General features: G+C 43.3%; 17 protein-coding genes. 4 read left to right on the plus strand and 13 right to left on the minus strand.

From position 1 onward, the window contains the following. Positions 1-47: 47 nt before the first annotated feature. The 6 genes from ACO1D1_RS22670 to ACO1D1_RS22695 form a co-directional block, all read right to left on the minus strand. Positions 48-485 (minus strand): DUF5085 family protein, encoded by a 438-nt coding sequence (locus ACO1D1_RS22670; protein ID WP_149871756.1) that lies wholly within the window; start codon positions 483-485, stop codon positions 48-50. Then, a complete protein-coding gene (locus ACO1D1_RS22675; RefSeq protein ID WP_423337214.1) occupies positions 482-937 on the minus strand; it encodes a DUF5085 family protein in 456 nt (151 codons plus the stop codon). The genes ACO1D1_RS22670 and ACO1D1_RS22675 overlap by 4 nt, the downstream gene beginning before the upstream one ends. Further along, positions 934-1,686 (minus strand): hypothetical protein, encoded by a 753-nt coding sequence (locus ACO1D1_RS22680; RefSeq protein WP_149871754.1) that lies wholly within the window; start codon positions 1,684-1,686, stop codon positions 934-936. The genes ACO1D1_RS22675 and ACO1D1_RS22680 overlap by 4 nt, the downstream gene beginning before the upstream one ends. Before the next feature lie 9 nt (positions 1,687-1,695). Further along, the gene (locus ACO1D1_RS22685; RefSeq protein WP_149871753.1) at positions 1,696-2,823 is read right to left on the minus strand and encodes a hypothetical protein; all 1,128 of its coding nucleotides are present in this window, start codon (positions 2,821-2,823) and stop codon (positions 1,696-1,698) included. Between the two features lie 33 nt (positions 2,824-2,856). Further along, positions 2,857-3,207: a hypothetical protein gene (locus ACO1D1_RS22690; protein ID WP_423337215.1), complete on the minus strand. Its 351-nt coding sequence runs from the start codon at positions 3,205-3,207 to the stop codon at positions 2,857-2,859. A gap of 136 nt (positions 3,208-3,343) precedes the next feature. Next, on the minus strand, positions 3,344-4,252 hold the full coding sequence (locus ACO1D1_RS22695; RefSeq protein ID WP_423337216.1) for a DMT family transporter: 909 nt from the start codon (positions 4,250-4,252) through the stop codon (positions 3,344-3,346). Positions 4,253-4,504: 252 nt separating this feature from the next. Here ACO1D1_RS22695 and ACO1D1_RS22700 point away from each other — a divergent pair, with 252 nt between their 5' ends. Then, positions 4,505-5,014, plus strand: coding sequence for a VanZ family protein (locus ACO1D1_RS22700; protein ID WP_423337217.1), 510 nt, complete (start codon positions 4,505-4,507; stop codon positions 5,012-5,014). Between the two features lie 78 nt (positions 5,015-5,092). On the opposite strand, the gene ACO1D1_RS22705 is transcribed toward ACO1D1_RS22700, so the two are convergent. Next, positions 5,093-5,575 (minus strand): hypothetical protein, encoded by a 483-nt coding sequence (locus ACO1D1_RS22705; protein WP_423337218.1) that lies wholly within the window; start codon positions 5,573-5,575, stop codon positions 5,093-5,095. Further along, complete coding sequence (locus ACO1D1_RS22710; protein ID WP_423337219.1) at positions 5,575-6,045, minus strand: hypothetical protein; 471 nt, start codon at positions 6,043-6,045, stop codon at positions 5,575-5,577. Before ACO1D1_RS22710 ends, ACO1D1_RS22705 begins: the two co-directional genes overlap by 1 nt. A 190-nt stretch (positions 6,046-6,235) precedes the next feature. On the opposite strand from ACO1D1_RS22710, the gene galE reads away from it, so the two are divergent. Both galE and ACO1D1_RS22720 read left to right on the plus strand, forming a co-directional pair. Further along, positions 6,236-7,249: a UDP-glucose 4-epimerase GalE gene (gene galE / locus ACO1D1_RS22715; protein WP_423337220.1), complete on the plus strand. Its 1,014-nt coding sequence runs from the start codon at positions 6,236-6,238 to the stop codon at positions 7,247-7,249. A 30-nt stretch (positions 7,250-7,279) separates the two neighbouring features. Continuing rightward, a complete protein-coding gene (locus tag ACO1D1_RS22720; RefSeq protein WP_423337221.1) occupies positions 7,280-7,969 on the plus strand; it encodes a hypothetical protein in 690 nt (229 codons plus the stop codon). 74 nt (positions 7,970-8,043) lie between these two features. Here ACO1D1_RS22720 and ACO1D1_RS22725 read toward each other — a convergent pair whose 3' ends face one another. The 5 genes from ACO1D1_RS22725 to glcD form a co-directional block, all read right to left on the minus strand. Beyond that, positions 8,044-8,538: a protease inhibitor I9 family protein gene (locus ACO1D1_RS22725; protein ID WP_423337222.1), complete on the minus strand. Its 495-nt coding sequence runs from the start codon at positions 8,536-8,538 to the stop codon at positions 8,044-8,046. 126 nt (positions 8,539-8,664) lie between these two features. Next, complete coding sequence (locus ACO1D1_RS22730; protein ID WP_423337223.1) at positions 8,665-9,876, minus strand: aminotransferase; 1,212 nt, start codon at positions 9,874-9,876, stop codon at positions 8,665-8,667. Then, positions 9,873-10,379, minus strand: a complete 507-nt coding sequence (locus ACO1D1_RS22735; RefSeq protein WP_423337224.1) for an Lrp/AsnC family transcriptional regulator — start codon at positions 10,377-10,379, stop codon at positions 9,873-9,875. Before ACO1D1_RS22735 ends, ACO1D1_RS22730 begins: the two co-directional genes overlap by 4 nt. Before the next feature lie 370 nt (positions 10,380-10,749). Next, positions 10,750-12,072 (minus strand): (Fe-S)-binding protein, encoded by a 1,323-nt coding sequence (locus ACO1D1_RS22740; protein ID WP_423337225.1) that lies wholly within the window; start codon positions 12,070-12,072, stop codon positions 10,750-10,752. Then, the gene (gene glcD / locus ACO1D1_RS22745) at positions 12,069-13,481 is read right to left on the minus strand and encodes a glycolate oxidase subunit GlcD (protein WP_423337226.1); all 1,413 of its coding nucleotides are present in this window, start codon (positions 13,479-13,481) and stop codon (positions 12,069-12,071) included. Before glcD ends, ACO1D1_RS22740 begins: the two co-directional genes overlap by 4 nt. A gap of 110 nt (positions 13,482-13,591) precedes the next feature. On the opposite strand from glcD, the gene ACO1D1_RS22750 reads away from it, so the two are divergent. Beyond that, complete coding sequence (locus tag ACO1D1_RS22750) at positions 13,592-14,458, plus strand: Cof-type HAD-IIB family hydrolase (protein WP_423337227.1); 867 nt, start codon at positions 13,592-13,594, stop codon at positions 14,456-14,458. The last annotated feature ends 128 nt before the right edge of the window (positions 14,459-14,586 follow it).

A 14,586-nucleotide genomic window follows, 5' to 3' on the forward strand; every position in this document is an offset into this window, starting at 1 on the left:
ACATATAAGAAAAAGAGAAAAAACCACTCCCGTATTGGTGAGAGTGGTCAGATGACTCCAATCTTGATAAATGAATATTGAAAGTTCTCATCCCCGGATATAACGTGGAAAATTGGAGTTGCCTGCTCTAAGCTATACTCTTTCATGTACTCAAATAACAGCTTATAAGCGGCTTCCGTTTTGACCTCAAGGTTTTCGGCGATGCATAGCGATATCATGTTTTCAATACTATAGAAACTATGGAAACGCATATCGGCCATAGGCTCAATCCAATCTTCCTCCATGGGCATATAAAACTCGGCATTGATCACTTCATCGGACGGAATATTATGAATCGAGTAGAAGAGCGGACCGCGCACCGTCCCCTTGTGGGAACCGATATCGTGTAAGAAATCTTCAAGTGCCTCATTCATATCGAGATAATGAAAGCGATATTTCCGTGAAAGAACATTGGCGAATCGGATGGAGTCGTTTGGATTAATCATCTAACCGCTCCTCCCGAGATCGGTGCATATATATCAATGATTCCGCCGCCATAGACATCTAAATAAATATGGTAAAAGGGTTCCTGCAGTTCCAAACGAAATTCATCTGCACATGCCCGGAGCACCTCATAGGATTCCTCTAGGTCCTCCTCCAAATCAGCGTGGCGGACCACCAATCCATCCGCAAACTTCCATTCCGGGAAAAACTGTAATTTTGCATTTTCCGTTAGCTGAATCGGGGCATTTACCGGCAAGTAAAACGTATAATCGGCCATATCGGTCTTTGGGTCATAACCCGCAAATTGATAGATAATCGGGCCAGTCCCATATAAACCGCTTTTAATCACTGCATTTCTTAATTCAACGGCGCTCGCAAACCATTCTTCCGATTTGCAGGTGGCTGCAGCACGAATAACATTATGAAACACTACTGGTTTTCGTTTAATATTCATCGTTTCACTCCTCTATCTGTTAGTACTGTCGGCGGCTTTTTCAAAAAGGAGTCGAAGCGGAATTTACAATAGGCGATAAGGAAAAACTCAGGCCAGGCCATGGCAAAGAGATATTGCACCAGGGCAAATGCCCCCAGCAGCACGTATACTTCCATCAAACCATTGCCGCCCGCAGAAACGGCTTTGATAATCGACCCTCCTAATATAGTGGCTCCAATGACAAATGACAGACTGATATGTCCTTTAGAGGTTTGAAAATCATAGAGTAATTTACCGCCTTTGCGGAACGCCCCTTTTTTCACCCTGCTTATTGCTCTTAAGGTCGAAAGAACTAAATAGATTAGACCGCCGCCAATCAGAACAAAGCCAGTCGTCCACATATACCCGGGAGCAAGACGGTCTTCACACGCGAGAAAGTAGACCTTATAAAAATCAAGTGACATTTTTAAACTGAAAATCGTTAATAAAATAGCTTGCAACTTTTGAAACTTGTATGCATTTTTAGTAAATGAGAAAAAAATGGCTATAAAGAGATGTATTAATAATGCATAGATATCCATTCTAATAAATTGAAGCCATGCATCACTAATAAACATCATGGAACCGGATCCGACAGTTACCACCAAAGTGGAAATGCCGCTTATGATAAACGATACCCAAAAAAAGGAAGAGATGCGAGTAGGGCTTAAGCGTCCATAGGCCACGCTCTTAAGTTCATAGAAGTCTGTTTCATTACTGTTTTTTAACATATGATTCTCCTACCAGAAGATTTTTTTTATTGATTTGGAAATCGTACTACCCACTGCTTGCGCTGTTTTAATTGGATGGTTGGCCATTTCCTTTACCCGGTCTGTAATACTTTCAGCAGGCGGTCCGCCAAATTTGAAGTTCATTGCTGCATTGACGGTAAAGCCAACAGCACCTCCGACAACGGTACCAAGAGGAGGGAGGAGGAAAGAACCTGCGGCAGCCCCTATCGCGACAGCGCCAGCGCCCATTCCGATATCAACACCAAGATTGACACCAAATTCTTTTAGCTTCCCTGAGCTGTAGCTCCACTTGCCTGTATGCTTATCAAGGAAACTATCCTCAATATCACTCCAAACGGTAAAGCCAGTGCCAATAATCCCCAGTGCCTTTCCGGTGTTGGCTAAACTTTGGGTATTCTTCCAGCCCTTAAAATCATCCCAAACCTTTATTTCATCGATAAAACTATCTTTAACCGCTCTGCCCATCACCTTCACTTGGTCATCACCTATGTCATGAATGACCTTATTTAAGGCATCAAATTGGGTGTTCGCAAATTTATTTCGATTATTAAAATAGCGGCCCCTCATTTCATCATAGATCGGAACGCCTTCATTCACTAATCTTGTGACAAAACTCCGGCTCCATTTTGCTGTTCCGCTGAGGTTTTCCTTCAATAGGTTATAATATTTCGTAAAGTCTTGGTGGCTGCTTACTTTTCCTCTGGCGACCTTTATCAAGATATGGCCGTTCTTGCGAAACAGCTTAAAGGAAAGGCCTTTGCCCGCGCGAAGGAAGGTTTTTGGATCAGCTGCCAACGCTGCAGCTCCCATTAAAGAATCGCGGGCAAGCTGTCCAAAGTTATTTGCCCCTTTAATTTTTTTTTCTGCCTCGTCATAATAATTGGCTGATTGTTTTAGAAAGCTTTCTAATTCCTGCATCTGTTTCGTTATTTTTCCAAGCGATGTGTTCGCCGCTTGAAGCCGGCCGCTAATGTTCTTCCTTGCTAAGATGCGGCTGTCGATTTGATAGATAGTGGATTGCAGGCTGGTTTTAGCTGTGGTACATTTCCCGGCTTGATGCCGGACTTGGCTGCTAATCTGTTCAACACTGTCAGTATGTATCTTGATTTGGGACATATCTTTACCTCCAGAGTCCGCTAGTGCTTTATGTTAGGGATTGGCTTTGGCTTTTGCAGCGGCTTCAGCTTCAGCTTTCGCTTTGGCCTCAGCTTCAGCCTTCGCCTTTGCTTCCGCCGCTTTTTTTGCTTCTATTTCTTTATGTATTTCATTTGCTGTACTTTGGATGTCGTGTCCGATTGACTCTAGTTCACTTGCTAACTGGGAAAGCTCTGTGGCCAATTTGTCAAAATGATTATTGATATAATTCATTTCAGTAGCCTTCCAGCTGCCACCCAGACTGCCTTTCACAACATGTAAACTATTTTTACTGCTTCTAATATCTGCCGCAAGATCATTGATCCGTCTGCCCTGATTAAGAGCCCCGCTTAGATTAAATTCCATATTTTCATCACCTCATCCTATTGTATTATTTCTAGCTTGATTATTTTGGAAAAAAATTAAAAATGAATACTTTTTCCTATAAGCAAAGGAAAAACGTCCTATAAAAACAGTCGCAAAAAAACCCCTTAGATTTGTTCTAGGGGGTTAGTGTCGATTCTTTTATTACTTTTGGTATAGGTTTGTGCTGCTGGCTTAGGAAGAAGAAGACGCCGAGCAGGACGAGGAGGCCGCCGGCAATCTGCCAGCTGACGAGACGCTCGTTAAGTAATAGAAAGGCTAGTATCGTTGAGCCGACGGGTTCACCTAAAATACTCATCGAAATGGTTGTCGCATTGACGTAGTTTAATAGCCAGTTATTGATCACGTGGCTGACGGTTGGAACGGTAGCGAGTAACAGGAAGATGCCCCATTCCTTGCCGGGATAGCCGACAAGCTCAACCCCTGTTCCTACGTTATAGATGGTTAGTACAATAGAAGCAAAGAAAAAGACACAAAAGCTATAAAGCCAGTGCGATACTTTTTTCACAATGGTTTGCCCGATTAATAAGTAGCCAACCACCGCGATGACACTGAAAAACGAGAGCAAATCGCCCAAAATAGCATCTCTGCTCAACCCAAAATCGCCCCAGCCAATCATCATCGCTCCGATGATGGCGATGCCCATCGTCATCAATGCGGAAAGGGTGGTTCGTTCTTTAAAAAGTAAAAAGCCGCCAACCAGTGAGACAATCGGCTGCAAAGCTAGAATAATCGTGGAACTTGCGACCGTCGTTAACTTCAACGAGCCGAACCAAAGAACAAAGTGCAGCGCTAAAAAGAAACCGGAAAAAAATAAAAAGCCCCAATCCTTTTTACTTATTTTTTTGAATTCCAAACGATTTTTCCATACGATTGGTATCATTAAAATGCTGGCAAACCACATCCTGTACATACTCAAAATGGAGGCCGGTGCATCCGACCATTTGACAAAAATTGCTGAAAAGGAAATGGCAATAATGGAGATGGTAAGTGGCATTACAATGGATTTTGAACCTTCCTGTTTCATCTTTTCCCCCTATCATGATGTCTCGAAACAGATCTTTTTCAATAAATAAAGATTTCGCCCTCGACTGTGATACTAATTATCTATTAAGTAGTATACTAGTTTATTTTGGGTGTCTCAATAAGATTAAATCGGTAACCAGTAATTGTTAGCCATGTTTATAAAAAAATAATACCATTCGGCGGCAGGGAAATTTGTGGTAAAATTTAAGAGTGAATTTTCCGGCTTGGTGCTGGATTAGGAAGGATCTATATCATGTCATTATTTAAAAAAATTGGTGCTATTTTGCCATGGATCATTGTCGCCCTTTGGATGGTTCTCATCTTTTATCTTTCAGCGCAGCCGGCAGTCCATTCCAATAAGCTTAGTAAGGGAGTAACAGAGGTTGTTGTTGAAACCGTGAAACGCGTAACACCTCACTCGGATGTAAGCTTGGAGCGGTTCAATCATATTGTCAGGAAAAATGCCCATTTCTTCATTTATTTAATGCTTGCGATGTGGGTCTTTCATGCCTTGATAAAAAGTAAGATTTCCGGATTAAAGGGGTGGCTGCTTGCACTGGGAATCTGTATCCTTTACGCAATTACAGATGAGATTCATCAAATCTTTGTACCGGGCAGGGGTCCGCAGGCAAAGGACGTTTTCATAGACAGCGCGGGCGTAGTGGTTGGGCTCAGTCTCTATCAAGCTAGTTCCATGGTCTTAAAAAAATTAAAGCGTAAACGATTGTATCCAAAGATTTTCAGAATAAGAACAGAAAAATAGCCGAGATCAATACCAAAAAGGCGGGAAATAAGTGTGAGCCAGTCTTTTCACTCTTGAGCTTGTTGATTTTTATATTTTTCAAACGTGCCTTTTATATATAGGAAGAAAAAGCAGATAAATACTTAAGGTAATAAAATAAACAGGAATGGAATAAGAAAGCTTCCATCCGGTATAAGTAAAGATGTTAAACTTCAAGCTGAGGGCTTCTTCTCCAATGGCAATCAATACCCAGAGGAATATGTACCAAAATACCCCGGTCCTGCGAACGGACCACTTATCAAAGAAGTATACAAAGAAATAACCAAAAGGCGGGTAGAGAAACCAGGTGATGAGATCGAACCATTCGTATGTTTCAACATCGTTGATATCATATAAATTAAAGCTTAAGCCGGCTAAAATATGATCAAGAACCTGGACATACGTCATGCTAAACAAAAGCATGATTAAGGTGACCGTATGCGGGAATCTCTTCGGAAGCAAAAATATCAAGGTATACATGACGATTAGCGAAATGATGATAAACCATTCATTCCTATCGAATTGATCTGGGGATGGCAACATTACTGCTTCAACTCTTTCAAAACTAATTTTTGGAACAGCTTATGGACCGAATAGGTAACAAGCCAAATCGAGAGCCACTGAACAAGGTCCATCCGCCAATTCCAGCTGCTATATTTCACTATCTTTAAATAATTGGTTAACCCTTCAAATGCTGTGATCGACAAAATAGTAAGGAGAGAGAACACTATTTTAACTGATTTTAAGCGAATCGTATGAATATGGTCTATATTCCAAGCAATCATCAGCGGGTATAATAGGATAAATGTGCAATAAAAGGAAAACTGGTCAGACAGATTCTTAGATAAATGAATGCGCTCAAGGTTTAACATGGCAATATCCATAATATTGCTGTCCAGATAAATCACAAGGATAATCAACATCGCCAGCTCAAGTGTAGTCAAATGTTTGGGCTTCACGGTAAAATATATGACGGCGATTAAACTAATGGTGGAAAAAATCATTAACGGCATTGGTTAACTCCTTTTAACGAGGGTCATTGTTTCGACTTGTGAAATAGTATGTCCAATAATGCACAAATATTTAAACAGATCACTATTTTAACGGAACCCGGGTGTGGTGTATAATGGTAGTCAAACAGTCAATTATTGCAAAAATAATAGGTAATTGTGCTCGGAAGAATGATAAATGAAGGAGATAAATATGTCTATATTAGTTACAGGCGGGGCCGGTTATATTGGCAGTCATACATGTATTGAATTGTTAGAGGCCGGATATGAAATAATCGTGCTTGATAATTATTCAAATAGTAAGGCGGAATCACTGCAACGGGTAAAAGAGATTACGGGTAAGGACTTTCCGTTTTATGAAGTAGATTTGCTCGATAGGAATGAAGTGCAGAAGGTATTTTCCGAAAATGAAATTGAGGCAGTGATTCATTTTGCCGGTTTAAAGGCGGTCGGTGAATCCGTATCGATTCCTCTTCATTATTATCATAACAACATTACAGGGACGCTCATTCTTTGTGAAGTGATGAAACAATACGGTGTCAAAAACCTTGTCTTTAGTTCATCTGCAACCGTATATGGGATGCCGGAACGGGTACCGATTTCAGAGGATTTCCCGTTGAGCGCCACCAATCCGTATGGACGGACAAAGCTGATGATTGAGGAAATTCTGCGGGATCTATATGTGGCAGATCACGGCTGGAGCATTGCCTTGCTCCGGTACTTTAACCCAATTGGCGCCCATGAAAGCGGGAGGATTGGCGAGGATCCAAACGGGATTCCAAATAATTTAATGCCATTTATTACTCAAGTAGCTGTGGGGAAATTGCCAGAATTACAAGTGTTCGGCAGTGATTACCCAACCGTAGATGGATCAGGTGTGAGAGACTATATTCATGTTGTCGACCTTGCCCTTGGTCATTTAAAAGCCCTTGAAAAAGTCATGTCTGCAAATGGAGTAGAGGCTTATAATCTGGGAACTGGTACAGGCTATAGCGTATTAGAGATTGTGTCAGCGTTTGAAAAGGCGTCAGAAGAAAAGATTCCGCATAAAATTGTCGACAGAAGGCCAGGAGATGTGGCCGTCTGCTATGCTGACCCGGAAAAAGCAAAAAAGGAACTTGGCTGGACTGCATCACGGGGAATTGAAGACATGTGCCGCGATTCCTGGAAGTGGCAGAAACACAATCCGAATGGGTACAGCAGCTGACCCGCACCTAACTAACAAGGAGAAACAGAAATGCCGAAAATGAAAGAAGTCACCACACCATTTAGATTTATTGGAATTAAATATTTTAAAGATGAAACGGGTCTTTATTATAAAAAAGTAGGGGCAGCTCACCGTCAACAGGTAAGGCCTTTCTGGAAAATGAAAAGAACGAAATTAGGGATTCCATTGGTTATCATTCTAATCCTGGGTTTTGCAGGCTACAGGATTGGAATGAACCTGGCTTCGGAAAAAGTAGTCAAAGAATTAGCCACGCAAATTCCGGAAAAGGATATCCAGGAATTATTAGAGGATCCAACCGTTCAGAAAGAGATTGAAGATGAAGTAGGTTCTGAGAAAAAGGAAGAAATCCTGACTAAATATGCCGTTGTGTCTACCGCACCTGCCACACCAAAGGAATCAACTGTGCCTGCAACAACGGAAGCAAGTCAAACAACCCCAGCCGAAACAAAAGTGAGCACGCCAGCTCCTGTTAAAAATAAGCCGGGTCTAAACTTCAAATCGAGAGAAGATGTTCTAAAGTTCTTATTGTCCAAGTTTACTATGGGCGAGCTCAAAGATTTAGCGAAAAAGGCTGACGGCGGCATCACCCCTGAAGAGAAATCCGAGATTAAAGGGGTTGTTTTGCAGCGACTTTCAACAGAAGAATACAACGCTGTGAAGGTTTTTGCCATTATAGAATTAGGAAAACAGTCCCAATAATGGTTAAGAAGAACCAAGGCGATGCCTTGGTTCTTCTGATTTAATCAAGTAATTAACGGTCGTTGTATTTAACATTAAGACGGCTGCACTGGCGGGATATTCTTGATTTCCTTATTCGCGTAGATGGCTTCAATTTCAGCTGATTTCAGTAATGCTTGAATGGCATTGGCAGGCAGCTTTATGGCCACGCCGTTAAAAGCAGCAGTATAGGTGTGCTTGATTGTATAGGAAATTTGCCCGCCGTCTAAATATTTTTTTACATCGGCTTGAAATCGTTGATGGCTCTCCTTTACATCTCGTTCAGCCTGTTCTAGAGTTAGTGGCACACCTTGCATTTTTGCCAGCTCAACAGCTTCTCTCGCAGGTTTTGTTTTAAAATGAATGAGGACAGTTATTTCATCGTTACTATTCAAATCAATCTCCGGGTCAATATGGATATTTGTGGTCATAGCCTCTTCCCCCTTCGTTGGTATTTCTTTTTCCTTATGGTCTTGTAGAAAATTAACCAAGGCGCCTGCCGTTACTGCCAGCAGACAGCCTGCCAGTATAAGCCTCCCTTTTTTCAGCATAACGCACCACCATTCCTTACATTAAAGATTCAGACCTAGTATTACTTCTTTAACCATATTCCAAAATCCTTTTTGTAGAGAAAATGAAAAGCCCCAGGTGAGCAATCATCACTTGGGGCCAATTTTTCAGCGAGTTTTCACTTTTTCGGACTGGCTTTCATAAGAAACGCCCTTTGATTCAATAAATCGTTTGATTCGTTTCATTGCCTCTTGCAGCTGCTCCATCGAGGTTGCGTAGGAGCAGCGGATATAGCCTTCCCCGCTGTCGCCGAATACATGGCCTGGCACGACGGCGACTTTTTCCTGCATTAACAGTTCCTCAGCAAATTGTTCGGAGCTTAGGCCGGTAGAGCGAATGGATGGAAAGACGTAAAAGGCGCCGCCGGGGGTATGACAGTCAAGGCCCATTTGATTGAGCGTCTGAACCACATAGTTCCGTCTCCGGCGATAACTGTTCCGCATTGATTCCACTTCATCATACGTATTACGAAGCGCCTCGATGGCACCGCGCTGGAGCATATTCGGCGCACACATCGTTGTATATTGGTGAATTTTAAGCATCACCTCGTAAAATTCCTTCGGTGCTGCCAGGAAACCAAGCCGCCAGCCCGTCATCGCAAAGCCTTTGGAAAAACCATTAACCAATATCGTCCGCTCGTACATGCCTTCAATTGAGGCGAAACTGCAAAACTCCTCATCATAGGACAGTTCCGCGTAAATTTCATCGGAGACGACAAGTAAATCGTACCTTTGAATGACTTCGGCAATTTCGATTAGGTCCGTTTTCGTCAACATACTGCCAGTCGGATTATTAGGCGAACACAACAAAATGGCTTTTGTTTTATCGGTAATGGCGGCCTCGATTTGTTGTGCTGTTACCTTAAATCCATTTGCCGGTGAAGTGGATACAGCAACTGGCTTTCCGCCGGCCATTGCTACCAATGGAGCGTATGAGACGAAGGCAGGTTCGACGATCAGCACTTCATCGCCTTGATTCAAAGTGGCGCGAAAGGCAAGATCAATTGCCTGGCTCGCTCCGATTGTCACAATAATTTGATTATTTGGGTCGTACTGAACGCCAAATCTTGTTACCAGGTAGTTCGTAATTTCTTCGCGTAATTCAAGTAAGCCAGGATTAGCGGTATAAGCGGTCATGCCTTGCTCCAACGATAAGATTGTTGCTTCGCGAATACTCCATGGTGTAATGAAATCTGGTTCGCCGACACCTAAGGAAATTACGCCCTCCATGCTGGCTGCTAAATCGAAAAACTTCCTGATTCCGGAAGGCTGCAAATCTTTGGCTGTTTGGGAAAGATAGTGTTCGTATGGGTGTTTCATGGTGAAACCACCATTCTGCGGTCTTTATCATCATTGCCACTATAAAAATTGACGCCATCATGCTTGTACTTCTTCAACATGAAATGGGTGGTCGTGGACACAACATTTTCAATGGTTGATAATTTTTCTGAAACAAAAGCGGCGATTTGATTCATCGTTTTTCCTTCCACAGTAATTGACAAATCGTAAGCACCGGACATGAGATAAAGGGAAGTTACTTCGGGAAAACGGGAGATTCTCTCGGCCACTTCATCGAATCCAACGCCGCGTTTCGGTGTAACCTTCACATCGATCATGGCTATAACGTTTTCCTGCCCCTCGACTTTGCTCCAGTTAATCAAAGTCGGGTAACTCATGATAATTTTTTCGTACTCTAATTTTTCAATCGTCTTTCTGACGGTTTCTTCGCTGCATAAAGCCATTAAGGCGATGGATTCTACCGGCAGTTTATGGTTCTCTTCAATAATTTTTAAAATCTCAATTTCTACGCTGCTAAGCTGCATAATGTGTTGCGGCCTCCTCAAACTTTCTTTATACGATAAGAATAAAATTTTCGACTTTGAGAAATGTCTAGCTCCAGCGCCCTAGCGGCTAGTGTCCTTCGCTCTCCGCCCTACGATAAGTCAACATCTGAACGCTTGCGCTCACCGTGTTTCCTTTATCTCAGTTGGAGCGCTCCAGGCCATACGCCGCTGACCAGGGCGCCTGCGCTTTTCTTATTGCATATTGATGATTTTAATCCTATTTTAAGTGTCTGTCACGCTCTCTGCAAAAATTATTGAATTTTTTTGAAAACAGGTCGCCTTGCCCCGTAGTACTCCCTCAATAAAAAAGACTACCTAATAAAAGGCAGCCTCCAATCATAGTTTAGTCTTATTTCACCGCTTCTGCCAATAGATCGACGATATGCACAGCGCGCATTTTCCCAGACAAGCCCTCGCGTTCAATCCCAAGCTGCATTTGTAACAAACACCCGGGATTAGCAGTCACAATGGTCACCGCATGCGTTGCCTTTGCCTGCTCCATTTTATAATCCAACATGACCATCGACATTTCAGATTCGACGATATTGTAGATTCCGGCAGAACCGCAGCAGCGATCGGCCTCCTTCATTTCGACGTATTCCGCCCCTTTCATCGCACCCAGCAGTACCCGTGGCGCCGACGCCGTCTTCATCACATTCCGTAAATGACAGGAATCCTGATAGGTGATCACTTGCGCCGGAAGCTCAAGCCGTATCTTTTTATGAAAATCAACCGCTGCTAATACTTCGGAAATGTCCTTTATTTTCCCCTTAAATGCCCACGCCCGCTCGCGCCAATCCGGATCATCCTTGAGCAAATGATCGTAATCGACTAAAAACGCGCCGCAGCCTCCGGCGTTGGTTATGATAAAGTCAACGTCCAGCTCTTCGAAGGCAATAATATTTCGTTTGGCCAGCTTCTTCGCTTCTGCTTTTTCACCGCTGTGACCATGCAAAGCACCGCAGCAGGTTTGATTCTTTGGAATCACAATCTCGCACCCCGCTAACTGGAGCAGCTTCATCGTGGCATCGTTTGTCTTCATGAACATCGTATCCATTAAACAGCCGCTGAAAAACGCAACTCGATGGACCTTTTCTGTAAGCGCTGGCAGCTGTTCAGGGCGATGTTTCATTTCTTTCATCGTCGGCACCGTCGGCAGGATTTTTTCCATTGTCGCTAAGCTTTCAGGCAATAGGCCTAAAAAGCCAATTTTTCTGGCAAGTGTCTGAATCCCGGAGCGCTGATAGAAGCCAAGCATCCCAACCGTCCAGCGCATCCGTTCAGGGTGGGGAAATAGTCCCTCAAAAACGGTTTTTCTAACGACCCTAACCGGTAAGGAATGCTTCTTATTTTGATTTATAATGTCCCGTGCATCCTCTAATAAATGACCGTAATTGACTCCGGAAGGGCAAACAGGTTCACAGGCCCGGCAGCCGAGGCATAATTCAAGCGAGCGCTCAAAATCCTCATCCGGCTCAATCATTCCGTCGACTACTGCTTTCATAAGCGCAATTCTTCCCCGGGGAGAATGCGATTCCTTATAACCCGATTCAATATAAGTAGGGCAGGTGGGCAGACAAAAGCCGCAGCGCATACAGTTTAACAATTCATCCTCGTTCATCCGTAATTTAAATTGTTCCTGGATTTTCTCTTGTTCTTGTACCGTTGTCATCTTGTCACCACCACACGTTTCTTGCTGTCTTTGGCAAAAACTTTCCCCGGATTCATGATGTTATTCGGATCAAAGGCCTGTTTAATCGCTTTCATTGCCGCGATGCCCTCTGCCTTCAGCTTCCACTCAAGATACGGGGCCTTCATAGCACCGACGCCGTGTTCCCCGGTAATGGTTCCGCCTAACTCAATGGCCTTTTCAAAAATTTCCGCAAATGCCTTTTCAACGCGTTCCATTTCTTCATGATTTCTGGCATCCGTTGCACACGTTGGGTGGAGGTTTCCGTCCCCAGCGTGGCCAAAGGTACAAATCGTCAGTTGATATTTTTCGGTAATCTCATTAATCGCTTTCACCATATTGGCAATTTCCGACCTTGGCACGGTTGCATCCTCCAATATTGTTGTCGGTTTCAAACGGGCGACGGCAGAAAGAGCAGCGCGCCGGGCGGTTCTTAACGCATCGGCTTCTTCCTCTGTAGCAGCTACTTGAATGGATACGGCATTTTCCTGTTTGCACACGTCAGCGATTTTCTTCATATCGCTTTCGACAACTTCCACAGGACCATCCTGCTCGATTAGCAGCACCGCTTGAACATTGGTCGGCAGACCGATTTGCGCAAAATCTTCGACCACCTGTAGTGTCGGCTGATCTAGGAACTCAAGGGTGGTCGGAATGATTTTATTGGCAATAATCTTGGAAACGGATTTTGCCGCTGCGTTAAGGTCCTGATAGAGTGCAAGCATGGTCTTTCGTGTTTCCGGCATCGGAATCAGTTTCAAAGTCGCTTCTGTAATGATGCCAAGTGTTCCTTCTGAACCGACAAACAGCCTTGTCAAATCATAACCGGCAACATCCTTTGCCAGCTTTCCGCCGGTGCGGATAATATCGCCGTTTGGCATAACCGCCTCGAGGCCAATCACATAATCGCGTGTCACGCCATATTTGAGACCACGCAAACCGCCGGAATTCTCATTAATGTTGCCGCCAATGGTCGAGATCTTCATCGAGCTTGGATCAGGAGGATAAAACAGCCCCTTTTCCTCGATCGCATGAATCATATCAAGCGTGATGACACCTGGCTGAACAGTGATTGTCAAGTTTTCTTCGTCAATTTCTAGGATGTTGTTCATATGCTTAAAAAGAAGGACAATTCCACCTTCCGTCGGGCATGTACCGGCACAAAGGTTGGTGCCGGAGCCGCGTGGTACAATCGGCACCTTATATTCGTTACAAACCTTCAGGATTTCGGAAACTTCCTGAGTATTGCGCGGGCTGACGACAGCATCAGGCATTGATTGAAAGTTTGGCGTCGCATCATAGGAGTAAACTAACCGTTCTGTTTTGGAATCAGCGAAATTTTCCTTGGTTACAATAGATAGCAGTTTTTCTTTTATTTCAGGTGAAAGCATTGCAGTTCCCCCTCTTCATTTTTTTCTAACGTGTGTATAGTAAGTTTTGAAATATTATTTCAGTAAATATATAATTATTATAAAATATTAATTCAAAAGGGGCAATACTATTGAAATACTCACTTTTAGCGACTGATTTAGACGGCACCTTATTAAACGATGAAAAAGAGATTGATGTGGAAACGATTGAAGCGATTCAAGAGTACCGCAGCCAAGGAGGGAAGGTGGTGATTTGCAGCGGCCGATCCCCACTTTCAACAAAATGGATTGCGCGGACGATCGGCCTGGAGGGAGAGCCGATCATTGCCTACAATGGCGCCATTCTACTAGATGAGACAGGAGAAATCAGCGAGCAGGCTATTTTTCAGCACGAACCCCTGTTACTTTTCTGGGAATTATGTGAAGCGGAAGGGATCTACGCCCATTTTTATGAAGGAGATACCTTGCTTGTACCGTTTGTAAATAAATGGAATGAGGACTGGATTGTAAATAATATTCCGGCACTTGAAAAATCAGGCGCTAGTCCCGAATCTTGTGAAACGGTTCGAAAATACTGCCAGGTCAAGGTCATCGATCATTTTTATCAATATATGAAAGAACAGCAACCGAAAATTACGAAAATTGCGGTCTTTGATGACGGTGATCGACTTGCTGAATTTTCAAAACGGATTGCCGAACAGGTAGGAGGGGACATGGAAATCAGCAGCAGTTTCAATTTCCTTAATTTAGAGATTTCTCCGAGTGGGATCACTAAGGCATCTGCGCTGTTAAAACTGATCGAACAGCATGGAATTCCTATCACGCAAACCGCCGCTATTGGTGACAATTATAATGATTCACTTATGCTTTCGATGGCAGGCCTCGGGATTGCGATGGGAAATGCACCGGAAAAGGTGAAACTGCTGGCGGATCATGTGACAGGGAATAATAATGAAGCAGGGGTGGCGGCGGCCATTCGCCGTTATTTGCTTGATTGATGTAAAAAATAATCCCCGTGAAATATAATTTTAATTTTTTTACAAAAATATTGAATTATCATTTCAGTCGTCATATAATAAAACTACAGAAATCGCTTACAGCTAAGAAATGATCAACAGGAGGGCAA

The sequence above is a fragment of the Neobacillus sp. 19 genome (genome assembly GCF_049463095.1).
Taxonomy (GTDB): domain Bacteria; phylum Bacillota; class Bacilli; order Bacillales; family Cytobacillaceae; genus Neobacillus.